General features: G+C 66.3%; 5 protein-coding genes. 1 reads left to right on the top strand and 4 read right to left on the bottom strand.

Going from position 1 to position 18517, the window contains the following annotated elements:
• Positions 1 to 67 precede the first annotated feature (67 nt).
• Entirely contained in the window at positions 68 to 5287 is a 5220-nt protein-coding gene (locus AC6RV7_RS00870) for an Ig-like domain-containing protein (protein WP_500091999.1), read from the bottom strand.
• Between the two features lie 241 nt (positions 5288 to 5528).
• Between AC6RV7_RS00870 and AC6RV7_RS00865 the strand changes: the two genes are divergently transcribed.
• On the top strand, positions 5529 to 6230 hold the full coding sequence (locus AC6RV7_RS00865; RefSeq protein ID WP_500091998.1) for a YceH family protein: 702 nt from the start codon (positions 5529 to 5531) through the stop codon (positions 6228 to 6230).
• 42 nt (positions 6231 to 6272) lie between these two features.
• Here AC6RV7_RS00865 and AC6RV7_RS00860 read toward each other — a convergent pair whose 3' ends face one another.
• The 3 genes from AC6RV7_RS00860 to dnaE form a co-directional block, all read right to left on the bottom strand.
• Positions 6273 to 11492 (bottom strand): rhamnogalacturonan lyase family protein, encoded by a 5220-nt coding sequence (locus AC6RV7_RS00860; protein WP_500091997.1) that lies wholly within the window; start codon positions 11490 to 11492, stop codon positions 6273 to 6275.
• Positions 11493 to 11730: 238 nt separating this feature from the next.
• The gene (gene ppdK, locus AC6RV7_RS00855) at positions 11731 to 14547 is read right to left on the bottom strand and encodes a pyruvate, phosphate dikinase (protein WP_500091996.1); all 2817 of its coding nucleotides are present in this window, start codon (positions 14545 to 14547) and stop codon (positions 11731 to 11733) included.
• Positions 14548 to 14692: 145 nt separating this feature from the next.
• Positions 14693 to 18442 (bottom strand): DNA polymerase III subunit alpha, encoded by a 3750-nt coding sequence (gene dnaE / locus AC6RV7_RS00850; protein WP_500091995.1) that lies wholly within the window; start codon positions 18440 to 18442, stop codon positions 14693 to 14695.
• Between the last annotated feature and the right edge of the window lie 75 nt (positions 18443 to 18517).

The raw sequence follows: 18517 nt of genomic DNA, 5'->3' as shown, positions 1-18517 counted from the left end.
ACCCCGCGATGCGCTCGCGGGGTTTCCTGCAGGCACGCGCCGATATCGGCGGCGCTCGAAAGGCGGTCTACGGCTCGATGAGCGCCGCGCCGCCGTTGATGGTCAGCCGATCTGCAGCCACCCGGCCGGTGAGCGTCGTATTCGTGTTCAGCGAAACGGTGCCGGCTGGCGCGGTGACGTTGCCGTGCAGGGACGCGCCGGAATTCAACGTGACATTCCCGCCCGCAACCTCGAGCTCCAGCCAGGCGGGCTGCGAGGACGAACCGATTTCGCCGCCGTTAAAAGACATGTCCGCAGCGACACGCAGCCGGACGGGGCCGACGACTTGCAGCCGTGCGCCGGAATTGAGCGTCAGTCGCTGCAACTCGTAAACCGCTGGCTCGGTCGCGCCGGCGACGCCGAGCACCAACGTGCTGCCGCGATTCGCCGCGAAGTCGCCGTAGGTGCCCGGCGGCACGGCCACGCTGCCGGCGCCGGAGTTCAGCGTGAGATTGCGTAGCGTCGCGAAAGCGCCCGGAGACTGCGAGGCGTTGTTGATGGAAACATCGCGTGTGCCCGCCGGTTTCGCCGGCGCCGCCACGGTCGGGAGCGCGGGCGAATCGACCCGGCGCACGACGTGCCGGAGCACCGCGCGTTGGTTCAGCGTGATCGTGTGACTCGAGGGCGAGGCGCTGCCGCTGGCGTCCTGCGTCCCGCCATAAAGCGGGCTGCCGTTCAACACTACGCGCGGCGTACCAGGAACGAGGAGATCGCCGCCAATGCTGGCGCCACCGTTGAGCGTCACGTTCTCCGGGAAGATGACTTGCGCGGAGCCGTCGAGATCGCCGTTGAAACTCGGCGCGTGGCGGACGCGCGCGGTGATCGTGATGGTCAACGTATCCGCGAGCGCACCGTGGTAACCTGGATCCGTCACACGCGTGGCGACGGCGTAAGTTCCCGGCAGGATCGGCGGCGCGGTTTCACCGTCGTAGGTGATCTCGACCGGCAGACCGGCGGGAATGGTGGCGACCGATACTGGCTTTGGACTGCCATCGTAGGCTTGCGTGAGATGTTCCAGCTTGATCGCGGCGATTGCCTGCACCGTCACCTGCAGACTCGAGCCATCGAGCAGGAATGTCGCCATGTAGCCTTCCGGCAAACCGATCGCCGAGAAGTCCGCGGCCGCAAAGTCTGTCGACGCGAACGTCGCGACCGTGTAAGGAATTCCCAACAGGACGTCGTCGCCGAATTGCAGCGCGACGGGGAACGAGCCCGCGCCGCCGCGGGTGAGTGCGCCGGCCAGTTCGAGGCGATCGGAACTGCCGTCGGCGCCGAGCCGCGCGCTGAGGACGCTGCCGGCGTTCCAGCGGATGGCGGGCACCGCGAGTTGACCGGATGGGGCGAGCGCGCCGCCGTCGAGGACCACCGTGCGGGCGAGATTGCCGCTTGCGGCGAGCGTCCCCCCGGAGCGGACGACGACGTCGTCACCGGCGCCGAGACTGCCGGTCAGGGCGAGTTTGCCTTCGGCAATGACGAGCGGACCGGTGAACGTGTTTTCACCCGCAAGAGACAGCACGCCGCTGCCGGTTTTCGTGAAGCCACCGTCGCCGGTGAGAGCGCCGGTGAGCGCCACATCGTGTGGCTGACCGAGGGCGTCGGCGGCGCGAAGTTCCACCGAGTTGCCCGCGGGCAACGTGAGCGCCACGGACGTGCTCCACGGTGCGATCGCGCCGAGGGTGCCGTCGATGAGGTTGATGACGGGCCGGAACGAACCGGTCCCATTCTTCGCAATGCCACCGGCGCCGACGAAGAGCTCGCCGCCGTTGACATTGATCGTGGCCGAGCCGGCGTTGACGTCGGCGTCGTAGCCCAACGCGATGCGTTCGGCGGTGGTGGTGCCGCCGAGCAGATGGAGCTCGGCGACGTTGTTCGCGTTACTGCCGTTCTTGCGCGAAAGCACCAGGTCGCCGACCGCGAGAGTGCCGCCGAGCACGCGGACCTGTCCGCCGCGCCCGGAGGTTTGCTGCCAGCCGACGTAGAGTTCGTCGATCGCGATCGAGCCGCCTTCGACGGACATCGCGCCCCAGGAGTTGGTCGTGCCGAGGCCAACCGTGCCGATCGCGGTTTCGCCGCCTTGGATCACGAGTCCGTAACTATACATGCCCGCGCCGTCGCCGCTGCGAGGAAACAGCAGCTCGGTCGCCGTCATCGTGCCGCCTGTGACCTTCACGAGGTTGTTGCGGGAGTTGGTCGGGACGATGCGTTGGAAACTCGCGCGACCCGCGCTGACGACGTAGCCAACGCCGGTGCCAGAGACGAGCGCGGCGTCGCCCGTCACCGTGAGATCGCCGCCCGCGACTTCGAACTGCGTGCTGACCGCGAGCGAGATCGACGGCACGACGAGCGTCGCCCCCGAACCGAGCTTGAGCCGGCCCTGCGAGACGGAGATCGGTCCGGAGAACGAGCCGATGCGGTTGAGGATCGCGGTGCCCCAGCCGGTCTTGGTCAGGCCGTTGTCGGTCGCGAGCGTAACGTCCAAAATTGCCGGATACGCGGCGCCGAGTTCGGCGAGCGTCGGATTCGTCTGGCCAGCGGTTCCGGTGAAGTCGACGTGAACCGCGGCCGGTCCGGACGGCATGGCGAGCGTGAGCGTGTTGGCCGGATCGCCGTTGTCGGTGAGCAACCAGTTTCCCGGCGAGGCCTGGTCCGCATCGCCGAACGCCACGCGACCGACCGTGCGCGGGCCATCGAGATGCACGGTGACCGTGTCGCCGATGTCGCGCGTGCTGAAGTCCGCGGTCGCGCCGACGCCGTTGCCGATGAGGTTACCCTCCCAGTTAGCGGCATCGCTCCAATTACCGTCCGCCTCGGTGCTGCTCCATACGCTGCTGCCGGGCAGGCGCAGCGTGTAGGATTGACCGCCGGTGTAGTTGCGGGAGCTGACGCTGTTGCCTGCGAGATCCTGGATCGTGGAATTGGTGCGGCGGTCGAGTCGGATCGTGCCGTCACCGCCGGCGCCGGTGATCGTCACGTCGTAGATCCGCGGAGTGATTTCTGTCACGGTCGCGATTGCGCCGGTGACGCCGGTGCTGGTGGAGAGCGTGAAATCGGTCGGGTCGACGTCGATGACGGGCTCGGAGAACGTCACCCGAAACACGAGCGTGCTCGCGGACGTGCTCGGCGTGGCAGGATCGAAGCGCGCGCTCGTGTCGATGGTCGGAGCCTCGGTGTCGACCTGCACGCGGAACGGAGCAGACACCGGACTGGCGACGTCACCCGTCGAGGCCGTGGCCGTGAAGATGTAGTCGCCGTCCGGCAACGTCGTGGCGGTGGCATCGAAAGTCCACGCTCCGCTCGCATCGGCGGTGGCCGTGCCGATCTCACCCGCGCCGGCGCGGGTGAATGTCACGACCGAGTCGGCAGGCGCGGTGCCGCGGAGCAGCAGCGTCGTGTCGCGCGTGATTTGGTCGTCCGGGACGACGCCGGTGTCGGATTCGATCGCGATGAAAACCGGCGCCGCGAGACGGGTGTCGACGACATAGGCGGCCGACGCGGCACCGGCGTTGCCGGCGAGATCGATGGCGGACGCGGTGAACGAGTAAATCCCGGGGGGGAGCGGCGCGCCGGTGTAGGCGGCAGTCCAGCGGCCGTAGCCGTCGGCGGTCGCGGTTGCGACCGTTCCGACGCCTTCCTGGGTAACGGTGATCGCATCGCCGGGCGTGGCGGTGCCGCTGAAAACGTAATCCGGCGCGATCACGAGACCGGCAATCGCGGGCGGTTCGGCAGGCGTGGTGTCGACCTGCACGACGAAGGCGGGCGACGGCGGCGAAACGCGGCCGCCGAGATCCGCCATCGCGGTAAACGCATAATACCGGTCCGCGAGCGGCGTGCCGCTGTAGTCGAATTCCCAGCGGCCGTTGGCGTCGGCGACCGCCGTGCCAATCGCGCCGAGATCGACGCGGGAAATCGTCACGGTGCGGCCCGGCGCGCTGCTGCCGTGCAGCACGAGAGTGGTGTCGGAGGTGACGCCATCGTCGTCGATGTCGCCGCTGTCGTTGGCGATACCGTCGATGCTCACCGCCGGCACGCCCGCCACCACCAGGGCGTTGAGGTAATTTTCGAGATTGGTGTAACCGTCGCCATCGCGATCGCCGTTGTGATCGGCAACGTCCGGATCGGTGCCGGCGGCGGATTCCCACCAATCCGGCATGCCGTCGCTGTCCGTATCGACTGCGGCAATACCGCCGGCGATGGGGCCGGGGCCGCCGACCTCGTTTTCATCGACGATCTGCGCGCCGGCGATACCGAGCGACGTCAGCTCGGAAATCATGAACGCGTCGACGCGATCACGGCGATGGGATGCGCCGGCGTAGGCGACGACGTGCTCGTAGGCTTCCTCCGGCGTGAGCAGCGTCGCGACCGCGGGGTAGGGAAAGCGCTCGGAAACGAAATCCACCGTCGTGTAGCCGGACGGCGGAACGACGGAGCCGTTCAACACGCCGTCGCGGTCGGCGTCGTGGACATTGTTGTCGGCGAAGACGTGGAAGTTGAGATTGCCGCGGGTGAAGGCCTGCGCGGGCGAGTTCGGGCCCGCGATGAAGTAGTTGCGGCTGATGTTGGCATACGACTGGCCGGCGGAATCGCCGAGGATGTAGCCGCCGCCGCCGCCCCAGTTGTAGACGACGTTGTTGGTGAACTCGTGGACGCCCTTCACCTTCGGATTGCGCATCCAGTTGTCGGTATAGAGCGTGCGGAAAACGCTCACGCCGCCGTCGGTCTGCATCAGGCCGCCGGCCGAGTGAATCAGCAGGCCCTGGCCGACGATGCAGTCCTGCAGGGTGATGTTGCTCGGCGAGCCGCTGACGGAGAACGTCTCGTCGCGTCCCCAGGACGCGGATACGTGATCGAAGATCATGCGATCGCCCGACGCGATGCCGACCGCGTCGGTGCCGCCGTCGCCGCCGAGGCCCTGACGGAAGCGGATGTAGCGGCAGATGGTGTTGTTGGCATTGGAGAACGAGATGCCGTTGCCGTAGATCGTGATGCCGTCGCCGGGCGCGGTCTGGCCGGCGATGGTGATGTTTTCCCGCACGGCGATGCGCGAGGTGATGTGGATGATGCCACCGACGGCGAACACGACGGTGCGGTTGGGCTGGCTGACGGCGTCGCGGAACGAACCCGGACCGCTGTCGTTGAGGTTGGTGACCGTGTAGACCGAGCCGCCGCGTCCACCCGTGGCCTCGGCGCCGAAACCTTCGGCGCCGGGAAACGCGGGCAACGCCAGCACGGAATGGGCAACGAAAGCCATCAGCGCAGCGAAAACCGCGCAGACGCGAACACGAACAGAGCGAGGCACAGGCAGTGGGGTCATAGGGAAAAATGAAATGCGGCGGGGTGGCCGGACGGAACGCGGGTGGGGCAGGCCGCCGAGTGGGGCGCCGGAAACCAAATGCTTTTTCGCGCAATTTCCGGTTCGCACTGCTCGTTCCGTCTGAGCGCCGTCAGTTTTACGATTGGGTGACGCTGCCGATCGGTGCTAAAGGCTGCGCATGAGTTCTGAATCTGCTGTCGTGCCACCGCTGCCGATCGATCCGCCGTTGTCCGCGCTCGAAGCGCGCGTGTTGGGCTGCCTCATTGAGAAGGAGCTGACGACGCCGGATGTGTATCCGTTGACGCTCAACGCGCTCGTGAATGCCTGCAATCAGCGCAACAACCGCGCGCCGCTGCTCAGCGTCGGCGCGTCCGAGGTGGAACTCGCGCTCGAGCAGCTGCGGCACAAGCAACTCGTCACGCACTTCGCCGGCGCGGATGCGCGCGTGGCCAAGTTCAAGCAGCGGATCGACGACGTCTTCCCGATGGAAACGGCGGCGCGGGCGATGCTGGGGGAGTTGTTGCTCCGCGGACCGCAAACGAGCGCGGGGTTGCGTGGGAACTCCGAGCGCATGGGCGCGATGCCGGATCTGGCGGAAATCGAAGTAATTCTCGCGGAACTGGCGGTGCGCCCGGCGGGCGCGATCGTGCGGAAACTTCCGCGTCAACCCGGGCAGAAGGAGGCGCGGTGGACGCAGCTACTCACCGGCGAGCCGGCGACAGGAGCGGTCGAGGCGACGGGGGCGGGTGGCGCCACGGAGCCGTTGACGGTCGCCGTGACGCTGCCGCCGGACGCGGAGCGGCGTATTGCTGCCTTGGAGACAGAAGTCGCCGCGCTCCGCACCGAACTCAACCAGCTGCGCGAGGCGCTCGGCAGCTGAAGTCAGCAGGGCGGGCTGTCGGGCCCGCCCTGCGCTTTCAGATCAGGGTTCGGCGAGGACGCCGCCGCGGTTGATCGTGAGCCGGTCGGAGGAGACGCGGCCGTTGAGCTCGGTGTTGCCGTTGATCGAGACCGTGCCGGCTGGCGCGGAGACGATGCCGTGGAGCGTTGCGCCGGAGTTCAGCGTCAGCCCACCCGAAGCGATTTCGAGTTCGAGCCATTCCGGATGAGCGGCGGCACCGACGGTGCCGGCGTTGATCATAAGGCCGCTACCGAGGCGCAGCCGGACCGGGCCGACCACCTGCACGTGGGAACCGCTATTGAGCGCGAGGCTCTGGAGTTCGTAAACCGCAGGCTGGGTCGCGTCGACGACGCCGAGAACGAAGGTCGAACCTCCGTTCGCGGTGAACGCGCCGTAGGTGCCGGGCGGCACGCTGACGGAGCCGGCGTCGCGGTTCAGCGTCAGATTGCGCAGCGTCGCGAAGTCGCCGGGCGCCTGTGAGGGCTGGTTGATCGTGACGTTGCGCGTGCCGGTCGGCGCCGCGGGAGCGGCGACGGAGGGCAGTTCGATCGCGTCGACGCGGCGCACCACGTGACGCAACATCGAGCCGCTGTTCAGCGTGATCGTATGCTGCGTGGGCGAGGCGCTGCCGTCGGCGTCGATCGTGCCCGCGTAGAGCGGACTGCCGTTCAACTGCACGCGCGGCTGGCCGGGCACGAGCAGATCGCCGTAAACGCCGGCGATGCCGTTGAGCGTGACACTCTCGGGCAGCAGCACCTGCGCGGAACCGTCGAGATCGCCGTTGAACGCCGGTGCGTGGCGCACGAGGGCCGTGACGGTGATCACGAGCGTGCCGTTGGCGGTGCCGGCGTAGTTGGCATCGTCGACGCTCGCCACGACCGCGTAGCGGCCCGGCAACGTCGGCGCTGTTGGCGAACCGGCGTAGGTGATCGTCACGGCCAGATCGGACGGCGACGTCGTGACGCTGACTGGACGCGGCGTGCCGTCATACGGCTGCTGGAGGCCGCTGAGCGTCACGGTGGCGGCGGCTTTGGCGATCGTGAGCGCGAGCGGCGCAGCGCCGGTGCCGGCGACGTTCGAGGCGGTCAACGTCACGTTGAACTCACCCGTGACCGTCGGCGTCCCGGAGATGACGCCGGTTGCCGGATTGAGCGTGAGACCGGCGGGCAAGCCGGAGGCGCCGAAGCTCGTGGGCTCGTTGCCGGCGGTGATGGCGTAGCTGAACGGTTCGCCGTAGGTGCCGGAAGTGGCGGCCGGGCTGGTGATGAACGGCGTGCCGACGATCGAGACCTGCAGCGACGTGTCGTCGAGGTGAAACACCGCGGCGTAGCCGGACGGGAGTCCGGTGGCGGTTAAGTCGTCCGCCGTGAAGTCGGTCGACGCGAACGTCGCGAGCGTGTAGGTGTTGCCCGCGGCGAAACCGTCGCCCGCTTGTAGCGAGAACGCGAATACGCCGGAGCCGGCCTTGGTCAACGGCCCCGCGAGGGCGAGCCGGCCCGAGGTGCCGCTGGCGCCGAGTTCCGTGGAGACAACGCCGCCGCCGGACCAGGTCAGGCCACTGGCGCCGAGCTCGAGGGTGTCGCCGGCGAGGGCGAGGGCGGCGGTATCGTTGAGGAGCACGGGACCGACGACACGGCCCGAGACGCGGAGCGCGCCGCCGTTGAGCACCGTGGCGCCGGTGAAGGTGTTGTCCGCGGCGAGCGTGAGGGTGCCGGGGCCGGTCTTCGTCAGACTACCGTCGCCGGAGATCACGCCGGAGAGCGTGATGTCATGCGGTTCGCCGGCGGCGTCGGCGGTTTGAATCGTTACACTGTTTCCAGCCGGCAGCGTGAGCGGCACGGAGCTGAACCAGTCGTCCTTGGCCGCGAGCACGCCGGATGCGAGGACCACGGCCGGCATGAACGAACCGGAGCCGTTGGCGACGAGGCCGCCGCTGCCGAGGTAGATCGTGCCGCCGTCGAGGGTGAGGGTGGCGGTGCCGGAGTTCACGGCGCTGGTGAGGCCGAGCGTGATCTTCTCGAATGTACTCGTGCCGCCGGAGAATTCGCCGGTGGCGACATTGCCGGCGCGGGCGCCGAGGACGAGGCCGCCTTCGGCGGCGACGTTAAACGTGCCGCCCGTGACGCGAAGCTGTCCGCCTCGTCCGCCGGTCGCCTGATTACCGACGGTGACGACGCCGCCGACCGTGAGCGTGCCGCCTTCGACGGACATCGAACCCCACGAATTATTCGTGCCGACGCCGATGGTGTTGGCGATGGTGGCGGTGCCGCCGGTGACGACGAAACCGAAGGCAAACGACGGCGAGCGATCGCTGCTGCGCGGGATGTTGATGCTGGCGGCTTCGAAGCTGCCGCCGTTGATGCGGATGAGACCGTTGGCCGAGTTGTTCGTGTTGACGGCGGCGAACGTGGCGGCGCCGTCGTTGACGATGAGGCGACCGCCGCTGCCGTTGACGGTGGTGGCGCCGCTCGCGGTAAGGCTGCCGCCATTCACCTCGAGGGTTCCGGTGCCGGCGGAAACGTTCACCGTGCTTGCGGTCATGCTGCTCTCGGTGTCGAAGCGCAGGGTGCCGGCGGCGACGTTGAGCTGACCGGTGAGCTCGAGTGGACGCTGCAGAGCGAGCGTGCCGGCGCCGGCTTTCGCGAGTCCGGCGGTGCCCGCGAGGCGGACGTCGAGGCGCGCGACGGCGTCTTCGCCGAGGGCGTTGACGGTGAGCGTGGGCACGCCGCTGAGGGTATCCAGCGTGAGCGCGTGATCGGCTGGACTGGCGAGGGTCCAGCTCGCGGCCGACGCGGGCGCGGTGTCGCCGAACGTGATGCCGGAAATCGTGCGCGGCGTATCGAGGATCACGGTGTTGTCGGTCGTGAGATCGAAATTGCCGAAAATCGGCACGGCCCCGACACCGTCGGCGACGATGCCGCCGTCCCAGTTCGCGGGATCGCTCCAGTTGCCGCCGCTGGCGGTATTCGTCCACGCGAGCGTGGCGCGATTGTAGGCTTCGCCGCCGGTGAACCCGCTTGAAATTGGCGTGCCGTCGACGCTCACGATGCCGGTGCCGGAGGCGGCGAGATCGACGCGAATCAATCCGCTGCCGGTGATGGCACCGACGGTGACGTTATAGGCGAAATCCGTCAGTCGGGTAACGCTCGCGATGGAGCCTACGGCGGTGCCGGTCGTCGTGACGAGGAAGTCGCTCGCGTCGACGCCGGTGACCGCGGTGTTGAAGGTGGCGCGGAACGTGAGCTGCGTGCGATCGGTGTTGGTGCTGAACGGATCGTAGCGGTTGATCGACGCCGCCGCGGGCGGTGCGGGCGGGAGATCGGCGAGGGAGGTGACGATGTCCGGCGCGGGCGGAGCCGACATGCCTTCGCCGAGATAAAAGCTGGGGTGCGGGGGCTGGTTGTATCCAACATTCTGCCACGCGATCGCGAGGCGATACTGGCGGTCGTGCATCAGCGTGGGAAAGCGATACGTGGTCGGCGTCGTGGTCGTGTAGAGCCGCAGCGCGTCGTCGGTGTTTTCCCGCAGAATCACCTCCTCGCGCCAGTCGCCGAGAATGTCTCCGCTGAGCGCAGGCGTGGCTTTGGTGCCGTTGTTGGAGGAGACGTCCGGTGAGCTCAGCAGAACGGACGTGGTGCTGGTGTTCCAGTCCCACTTCGAGATGGTGGTGCCGTCGAGGATCTCGCGCAGGAGATCGCCGTCCCACCAGATCACGAAATTCATCTGGCCGGGGCGGGCGGCGGAGATCTGGGTGCCGTCAACGGCCATCAGTCCACTGCGTGAGCCCCACATTTCGTAGCCGAGAAAATGCGGATCGATGTCGCCGGCCACGCCGCGACCGACGTCGGCGCCGTTGCCCGGAACGCCGAAGATGATCTCGCCGGTGCGGGCGTCGCGGAAGTCCTGGCCGTTGGGGCCGTAGCTGCCCGGATCCTCGTGGACCATCCAGAGTTCCTGACCGGGGCGCGTGGGATCCATGTCGGACAGGTGCACGGCGTCGCCGTGGCCGAGCAGCGTCGAGTAGAGGCCGGAGCCATCGTCATCGATCGCGGAGGCGCCGTAGGTGATTTCGTCGCGGCCATCGCCATCGACGTCGCCGACGGTGACGGAATGCGAACCCTGGCCGCGCCAGTTGGCGTAAGGGGAGGCGGTGCCGTTGTGGCCGGTGTCGAAGACCCAGCGCGGGGTCAACTGGCCATTGCGCCAATCCCAGGCGGCGACCACGGCGCGCGTGTAATAGCCGCGGCAGAGCACGAGACTCGGACGACGGCCGTCGAGGTAGGCGACGCACGCGAGGAAGCGGTCCACGCGATTGCCGTAGTTGTCGCCCCAGGCGGAGACATCGCTGCTGGCGGGGTTGTCGTTGCGCGGCGGAATGTAGTTGGTGGTCGCGAGTTCTGCGCCGGTGAGGCCGTTGAAGATCGTGAAGAACTCGGGGCCGGTGAGGATGTAGCCGCCCTCGTTGCGGTAATCGGCGGAATGATCGATCGGAGCGGAAGGCGTGCCGACAAATTTGCCGGGTTGGCCGATGAAGGCGCCGGTGCCGTCCTTCGTGCCCGGAGCGGTTTTGCACACGACTTCGGCGCGGCCGTCGCCATCGAAATCATACACGAGGAACTGCGTGTAGTGGGCGCCGGCGCGGATGTTCACGCCCAGGTCGATGCGCCAAAGAAACGTGCCGTCGAGCTTGTAGGCGTCGAGATAGACGTTCCCCGTGACGCCGGACTGGGAGTTGTCCTTCGAGTTGGACGGATCCCATTTGACGATGAGCTCGTATTCGCCGTCGCCATCGACATCGCCGACGCTGGTGTCGTTGGGACTGTAGGTGTAATCGGGGCCGGGCGTCGGGCGCTGGAGCGGGATGCGCAGATACGGTTGTGCGGGGCTGTTGGCCGGCAGGGTGAACGCGGCGCTGAGCGGCTGCTCGGTGCCGCCGACGATCGCGGCCACGGCGTAGGCGTTGGCCTGCGCGGGGTCGGCGGTGGTGTCGGTGAAATGCGTGGGACCGGTGAGCGGCTCGGCGTTGAGCCGCACGGCGGCGGCGCCGTTGGTGGAGCGGTAGACATTGAAGGCGAGATCGCCGGGGTCGGTGCCGAGGAGGCGCCAGCTGACGAAGACCTCCGCTTCGGAGGTGCGCACGGCGACGACACCGCGACCGAGGTTTTCCATCAGGTGGGGCGCGGCTGACAACGAGGTGGTCAGGGCGCACGCGAGCAGAAGCAACGTTTTGAGCAGTTTCATGGGGAGGGGAAAAGCGAGCCGACGGGGTGGATCGGGCGGCGGTGCCGCGGGGTGATCGAAAACAGCGCCCGGTTGCTCGGATGCACAAAGAGCGCGCGCAGCTGACAGTTCGGGTGAAAACCTTTCGGTAAATCCCCGATGGCTCGCTGGGCCTGAACGGACCTGGCGAACACTCGGAAAGCGCAAAAAAAAAGCCCCGCGCTTTTGGCGCGGGGCTTGGGAGAGAAACGGACGCTGCTTACTTCTTCTTCTTGCTGCTGCCGGCGGCCTTCAGCTCCGCGACCGCCGCCTGGGCGGCGGCGAGGCGGGCGACGGGCACGCGATAGGGCGAGCAGGAGACGTAGGAGAGGCCGAGCTTGTGGCAGAACTTCACCGAGTCCGGGTCGCCGCCGTGTTCGCCGCAGATGCCAAGCTTGATGTCGGGGCGGGACTGGCGGCCCTTCGCGATCGCGACCTGCATCAGCTGGCCGACGCCGGTCTGGTCGATGGAAGCGAACGGATTCTTCTTCATGATCTCGGCCTCCTGGTAGGCGCCGAGGAAGATGCCCGAATCGTCACGCGACATGCCGAGGCAGGTCTGCGTGAGGTCGTTCGTGCCGAAGCTGAAGAACTGCGCGGTCTGCGCGATCTCGTCGGCGGTGAGCGCGCCGCGCGGCACCTCGATCATGGTGCCGACGGAGTAGTTGAGCTTCACCTTCTTTTCGGCCTGAACCTGCTTGGCGACCTGGTGAACGATCTCGACCTGGAGATCGAGTTCCTTCTTGAAGCCGACGAGCGGGATCATGATCTCGGGCTTGGCCTTGAAGCCGGCCTTGTTGGCGTCGGCGGCGGCCTCGAGGACGGCGCGGGCCTGCATGGCGGTGATCTCGGGATACTTGATCCCGAGACGGCAGCCGCGGAAACCGAGCATCGGGTTGAACTCATGCAGCTCGTGCACGCGGTGCATGATCTTCTCGACCGGAATGTTCAACTTCCGCGCGAGGTCCATCTGCTGCTCCTTCGAGTTCGGGAGGAACTCGTGCAGCGGCGGATCGAGGAAGCGGATCGTGGCCGGAAAGCCCTTCAGCTCTTTGAAGATGCCGAAGAAGTCCGCGCGCTGATACGGGAGCAGTTTCTCGAGCGCGGCCTTGCGGGCCTCGAGGGTGTCGGCGAGGATCATCTCGCGCATCGCGTCGATGCGGTCGCCCTCGAAGAACATGTGCTCGGTGCGGGTGAGGCCGATGCCGGTGGCGCCGAACGCGACCGCGTTGCGGGTCTGCTCGGGGGTGTCGGCGTTGGTGCGGACGGCGAGCTTCGTGACCTGCGCGCACCACTTCATGAGTTGCGCGTAGCTCTTGAACTTCTCGGTCTTCTTCGCGGCTTCGTCGTTGTGGAGGAGGCCGGAGATGATTTCGGACGGGGCGGTCTTGATCTGGCCCGCGTAAACGGTGCCGCTGGTGCCGTCGATCGAGAGGTAGTCGCCCTCGTTGAAGGTCTGGCCGTCGATGGTGGCGGTCTTCTTGTCGTAGTCGATCTGGACGGCGGAGGCGCCGCACACGCAGACCTTGCCCATCTGGCGGGCAACGAGCGCCGCGTGCGAGGACACGCCACCGCGAGCGGTGAGGATGCCCTCGGCGGCGATCATGCCGCGGAGATCTTCGGGCGAGGTTTCGACGCGGACGAGGAGAACCTTCTCGTTCTTCTCGGCGGCGATGACGGCGCGATCGGCGTTGAAGTAGATCTTGCCGGTGGCGGCGCCGGGGCCGGCGGGGAGGCCGGTGGCGATGACCTTGGCCTTCTTGACCTCGTTGAGATCGAAGATCGGGGCGAGGAGCTGCTCGAGCTGGTCGGCGGGGTTGCGCAGGATGGCGGTCTGCCAGTCGATGAGCTTCTCCTTCACCATATCGATGGAGAACTTCAACGCGGCGGCGGCGGTGCGCTTGCCGTTGCGCGTCTGGAGCATGAACAGCTTGCCTTCCTGGATGGTGAACTCGACGTCCTGCACGTCCTTGAAGTGCTTCTCGAGGATCGCGCGGACGCGCATGAGCTCGGCGTAGGCCTTCGGCATCTGTTTCTTGAGCTCGAGGACCGGCTCGGGCGTGCGGACGCCGGCGACGACGTCCTCACCCTGTGCATTGATGAGGAACTCGCCGTAGAATTCGTTGGCGCCGTTGGCGGGATTGCGCGTGAACGCCACGCCGGAGCCGGAAGTTTCGCCGGTGTTGCCGAACACCATGGCCTGCACGTTGACGGCGGTGCCCCACTCGGAGGGGATGTTGTATTTGCGGCGATAGACGATCGCGCGGTCGTTCATCCAGGAACCGAAGACGGCGCCGGCGGCGCCGCGCAGCTGGTCCCACGCGCTGTTCGGGAACGACTTGCCGGTGCGTTCCTTCACGAGCGCCTTGAAGCGCTTCACGAGCTCCTGCTGGTCCTCGGCGGTGAGCTTCGAGTCTTCGATGTCCTCGTGGTAGGTCTCGTGCTTGAAGCTGTGGATGACGGTCTCGAACGGCTCGTGGTCCTCGCCGGGGCGTTTCTGCACGCCGAGCACGACGTCGCCATACATCTGGATGAAGCGGCGGTAGCAGTCCCACGCGAAGCGCGGATTGTTGGTGGCCTTCTCAAGCGCGACGACGGTCTGGTCGTTGAGGCCGAGGTTGAGGATCGTATCCATCATGCCCGGCATCGAGTCGCGGGCGCCGGAGCGGACGGCGACGAGGAGCGGCATGCCGGAGGTGGCGCCGAACTTCGTGCCCATGATCTTCTCCATGTTGGCGACGCCGGCTTCCATCTGGGCCTGCAGCGACGCCGGATACGTCTTCTTGTTCGCGTAGTAGTAGGTGCAGACTTCCGTCGTGATGGTGAAGCCCGGAGGCACCGGCAGGCCGATGCGGGTCATCTCGGCGAGATTGGCGCCCTTGCCGCCGAGGAGGGGCTTCATCGAACCGTCGCCGTCGGCTTTGCCATTGCCCCACGTGTAAACGTATTTCGGGCCTTTGGCGGCGGAGGTTTTCTTAGCGGGCGCGGAGGCTTTGGACTTCGCGGCGGGTTTTTTCGCTTTGGATTTAACGGCCATGATGGAGGTTATCTGGGTTTAAAAACGAACGGTCTGCGCGGGGCGCAAAGGGCAAGGGCATAGCTGGGCGAAAGGCACTGTCAACCGCCTATAAGACGGGCGACGGGCGGTGGCCGTCCGCGAGTCGCCGCGGCCGTGCCACCGATCAGGTGCGCTTCGACCAGCGGCGATCCTGCTTCAATTCGAGCGTGCGGGTGCCGATCTGCACGCCGGCCACGGCCGGATGGGAACGCAGTTCGTGAAACGACGGGGCATTCACCTTCCAGCTGAGCGCGGTGCTGGTCTCCGCGAACGGCGCGACGCGGCCGTCGAAAAGAAACGCGAGTTCGACGCGCGTGTCGCCCGACTGCTTGTCGAGCGTCGAGCGCAGCTGGCGGAGGAAGGACGGGAGCTCGCGATGTTGCGGATGGAGAATCCAAACGACCTTGCGGACGAGGCCGGCGACCTGGTTCTCGAGCGGATACGCTTCCTTCACGTTGATGCGCGCGCCCTCGTGATTGACGATGATGGTGCCCTGCACGAGCACGAGGGCGTTTTCGACGAGGACGGTGCCGTAGTTGGCGTAGCCGTCGGCGAACATGTTGAGCGGGAGCGAGCCGTTTTTCGTCGCGAGGACGAAGGACGCCCACGGACGGTTGTCTTTTTTCGAGAGGCGTTTCGCGATCGAGCCGGCGATGCCGCAGAGGCGGAATTCGGTGCGATCGGGCTGGTTCAACAACTCCGTGATCGGGAAGGTGTCGATCGCGTCGGTGAGGCCGGCGAAGGTGTTGAGCGGGTGGCCGGACACGTAGAAGCCGAGGAGCTCCTTCTCGAACGCGAGTTTTTCCGACGACGCGAAGTCGTCCGCGGCGGCGGCGGGCGACGATTTCAAATCTGAACTCTCGGATTTGGGATTTCGAGCCGGAGGCTCGGGGGCGAACATGTCGAAGAAGTTGTGCTGGCCGGCGGCTTTGTCGCGCGCGTGCGCGGCGACGGCGGCGAGCGCGGAGTCGATGCTTTCGAACAACGTTTTGCGCGAGGCGCCGCTGAAATCGAAGGCGCCGGTTTTCACGAGATGCTCGAGCACCCGCTTGTTGATGGCGCGTCCGTCCATGCGGGAGATGAAGTCGTCGAAATCCTCGAAGGCCCCCTTCGCGTCGCGCTCCTCGATGATGTTGCGCGCGGCCTGTTCGCCTACGCCTTTAATTCCCGCCAAACCGAAGCGGATTTCGCCTTTGGCGGAACCCGCGTCGGCAGCTGATAGCTGAGAGCCCAGGGCCGGGAGCTCGGAGTCGGATTTGCTCTGGGCTCTGGGCTCTGGGCTCTGGGCTTTTCGAAACACCGGCGTGAACGTCTCGCGCGATTCGTTCACGTCGGGGCCGAGGACGGTGATGCCCATGGCCTCGGCTTCGGCGATGAAGTGGGCGACCTTTTCCGCGTTGCCCAGTTCGGCCGTGAGCACGGCGGCCATGAACTGCACCGGGTAGTTGGCTTTCAAATACGCCGTCTGGTAGCTGACGAGCGCATACGCGGCGGAGTGCGATTTGTTGAAGCCGTAGCTCGCGAACTTGTTGAGCAGGTCGAAGATTTCGTTGGCCTTCTTTTCGTCGATGTTGTTCACGCGCTTCGCGCCTTCGACGAACTTGATGCGCTCCTTCGCCATCGCCTCGGCGTCCTTCTTGCCCATCGCGCGGCGGAGCATGTCGGCGCCGCCGAGCGTGTAGCCGGCGATGATCTTCGCGCACTCCATGACCTGCTCCTGGTAAACGATGATGCCGTAGGTTTCCTGCAGCGACGCTTCGAGGAGCTTGTGCGGGTAGTGGACGGAGGAAGGGTCCTTTTTCCCGCGGGCGTAGTCGGGAATGAACGCCATCGGACCGGGACGGTAGAGCGCGCAGATGGCGTTGATGTCGTCGATGTTCGAGACGCCCACCTGTTTGCACGCGCTCTGCATGCCGGGAGATTCGAGCTGGAACACGCCCACGGTCCGGCCGGCGTTGAGCATCGCGTAGGTCTTCGGGTCGTCGAGCGGGATGGCCTCGATGTCGAACTTCGGGTTGACGGTGCGGCGGACGTTTTTCACGGCGTCGTCGATGACGGTGAGCGTCTTGAGGCCGAGGAAGTCCATCTTCAACAGACCGAGTTTGCCGACGGCGGCCATGTCGTATTGGACGGTGACGTCGCCTTCCTGCGAAGTGAGCGGGACGAATTCGTCGAGCGGTTTGTCCGTGATGATGATGCCGGCGGCGTGCTTGCCGGTGTTGCGCACCATGCCTTCGAGGACGAGCGCGTGGTCGACGATTTTTTTCGCGACGGGATTGCGCGCGATTTCGGAGGCGAGTTCGGCCGATTTGGCGATGGCGTCGGTGAGCGAGATGTTGAGCTCGTCCGGAATCATCTTCGCGAGCCGGTCGGCCTCGGCGAAGGGCAGGTTGTGAACGCGCGAGACGTCGCGGATCACCATCTTCGCGCCGAGTGTGCCGTAGGTGATGATGTTGGCCACGCAGTCGCGGCCGTATTTCTCGCGGACGTAGTTGATGACGTCCTCGCGGCGGCGCATGCAGAAATCGATGTCGAAGTCAGGCGGCGAGACGCGCTCGGGATTGAGGAAGCGCTCGAAGAGAAGTTTGAAGCGGAGCGGATCCAGATTGGTGATGCCGAGGAGATAGGCGACGAGGCAGCCGGCGCCGGAGCCGCGGCCGGGACCGACCGGGATTTCACGGGACTTGGCCCAGTGGATGAAATCCCACACGACGAGGAAGTAGTCGATGAAGCCGGTGACGGTGATGATCGACAGCTCGTAGGCGAGGCGGACGACGAGTTCTTCCTCGTGAGCGAGACCGCTGTAATCGGGCGGCTGCGGTTTCTCGCCGGGCGGAAGATTCGTGAGTTTGGCGAGGCGTTCGGCGACGACGGCGCGCGAGGCGACCGCCTCGTAGTCGACGCCGTAGCGGCGCTTCAGGCCGCCGACGCAGAGATCGTGGAGGTAGGCGCCGGGATTGGATTTTTCGCGGACCTCGAGGGGCAGCGGATATTTCGGGTAACGCTCGCTGCCTTTGGGAAACGGGATCGCGAGGTCGCACATCTCGGCGACCAGCTGGGTGTTCGTGAGCGACTCGGGGACCTCGGCGAACACCTTCGCCATTTCGTCGCGGGATTTGAGATAGAACTCGTGGCCGGAGAAACGCATGCGCTTCTCCTCGTCGATCTTCGCGCCGGTCTGGATGCAGAGCATCGCGTCGTGCGGGCCGGCGTCGGAGTGATTCACGTAGTGGACATCGTTCGAGCAGATGACCTGGAGCTTGAATTCGTCGGCCAGCTTCAGGAGTCCGGGGATGATCTTGCGCTGCTCGGGGATGCCGTGGTCCTGGATCTCGACGAAATAGTTTTCGCGGCCGAAGATGTCGACGAAGCGGGCGCAGGCTTCGCGGGCCTCGTCGTCGCGATCATTGAGCAAGTGCTGCGGCACGAGGGAGGCGAGACAGCCGGTGAAGCCGATCAGGCCTTCGGCGTGTTTCGCGAGCAGCTCGAGATCGGTGCGCGGCTTGTAATAGAAGCCCTTGAGATGCGCGTCGGAGACGAGCTTGAGCAGGTTCTGGTAGCCGGTGAGATTGCGGGCGAGAAGGCCGAGGTGGAAAATGGATTTTCCCTCGTCGTCGGTGCGGCCGTGTTTCTCGAGGCGGGAGTGTTCGACGAGGTAGAGCTCGCAACCGATGAGCGGTTTGATCTGCGCGGCTTTGGCGGCGTTGTAGAAGGCGATCGCGCCGTAAAGATTGCCGTGGTCGGTGAGCGCGAGCGCCTTCATTCCGAGCTCGGTGGCGCGCTTCATCAGGCGGTCGATCCGGCAGGCGCCGTCGAGCAGGCTGTAATCGGTGTGGACGTGAAGATGGACGAAATTCGGATCGGCGGACGGCACGGGTTTATGAAGGAAACGCGCGGGCGGAGCGGGCAAGGGGAAAGGTGGGCGCGAGCGGGAAACGGCCGGAAATCA

It is taken from the genome of Opitutus sp. sgz309028 (assembly GCF_059821195.1).
The sequence above is the reverse complement of the archived record's forward strand: the minus strand, read 5'-3'. Positions and strand labels throughout refer to the sequence as shown.

Excerpts from the sequence above, each read along its gene's own strand:
- AC6RV7_RS00870 (WP_500091999.1), bottom strand. The coding sequence starts at position 5,287 with ATGGCTTTCGTTGCCCATTCCGTGCTGGCGTTGCCCGCGTTTCCCGGC.
- AC6RV7_RS00860 (WP_500091997.1), bottom strand. The coding sequence starts at position 11,492 with ATGAAACTGCTCAAAACGTTGCTTCTGCTCGCGTGCGCCCTGACCACC.
- AC6RV7_RS00865 (WP_500091998.1), top strand. The coding sequence starts at position 5,529 with ATGAGTTCTGAATCTGCTGTCGTGCCACCGCTGCCGATCGATCCGCCG.
- ppdK (WP_500091996.1), bottom strand. The coding sequence starts at position 14,547 with ATGGCCGTTAAATCCAAAGCGAAAAAACCCGCCGCGAAGTCCAAAGCC.